1 protein-coding gene is annotated in these 1122 nt (G+C 63.8%); it reads left to right on the top strand.

Going from position 1 to position 1122, the window contains the following annotated elements:
- Positions 1 to 114 precede the first annotated feature (114 nt).
- On the top strand, positions 115 to 1122 hold the full coding sequence (locus ABQE93_RS27040) for an IS481 family transposase (RefSeq protein WP_448438087.1): 1008 nt from the start codon (positions 115 to 117) through the stop codon (positions 1120 to 1122).

The raw sequence follows: 1122 nt of genomic DNA, 5'->3' as shown, positions 1-1122 counted from the left end.
TGTGATGTCCAGGGAGGTTGTTCCTCCCGTTCTCGGTGAGCCTGTGTGACAAGGAAGGCCTCCGGTTGTGAAGTGGAGCTGTCTAGGAACCGCTTCACCAACCAGGAGGCCTTCGTGTCCCACGCTAATGCTGCTTTGACCCCGCGCGCTCGATTGCGGCTCGCCCGGCTGGTCGTCGAGTCCGGATGGACCTACGCCGCTGCGGCCAAAATGTTCATGGTCAGCGCCAAAACGGCCAAGAAGTGGGCTGATCGATTCCGTGCCGAAGGCGCGACCGCGATGGCCGACCGCAGCTCCCGACCGCACGTCAGTCCCACCAAGACCCCGCCGGTCATGGTGCGTCAGATCGTCACCATCCGGTGGCGCCAGCGGCTGGGACCTGTCCAGATTGCCGGTCGGCTCGGTGTGCCGGCTTCCACGGTGCACGCCGTGCTGACCCGGTGTCGAATCAATCGCCTATGCCACATCGACCGGGTCACCGGTGAGCCGCTACGTCGCTACGAACATCCGCATCCGGGATCGTTGATTCACGTCGACGTCACCAAATTCGCCAACATCCCAGACGGCGGCGGTCATAGGTTCGTCGGCCGACAGCTTGGTGATCGCCATGCCATCCAGACCGCCCACCGCACCGGCGAGCGTGACGATCGAGCCCATGGCTACCGACCCAAGATCGGAATGGCGTTCGTCCACACCGTGATCGATGATCACTCCCGGATGGCCTATGCCGAAATCTGCACCGACGAAAAGGCCGTCACCGCGATCGAGGTGTTGCGGCGCGCGGTGGCGTGGTTCCACGATCACGGGGTCATCGTCGAACGGGTCTTGTCGGACAACGGATCGGCCTACAGGTCCTTGGCCTGGCGGGAGGCATGCATCGACCTGCGCATCACTCCCAAGCGCACCCGCCCGTACCGCCCACAAACCAACGGCAAGATCGAACGCTTCCACCGGACCCTGGCCGACGGTTGGGCCTACGCACGCCTCTACCAGTCCACCGAAGAGCGCAACACCGCGCTAGCAGGCTGGCTGCACTTCTACAATCACCACCGAGCCCACTCCGCCATCGGAGGCCAGCCGCCAGTCACCAGACTGACCAACCTCCCTGGACATCACACCTAG

Source organism: Mycolicibacterium sp. XJ662, from assembly GCF_053484035.1.
This window is presented reverse-complemented; position numbering and strand designations above follow the sequence as displayed.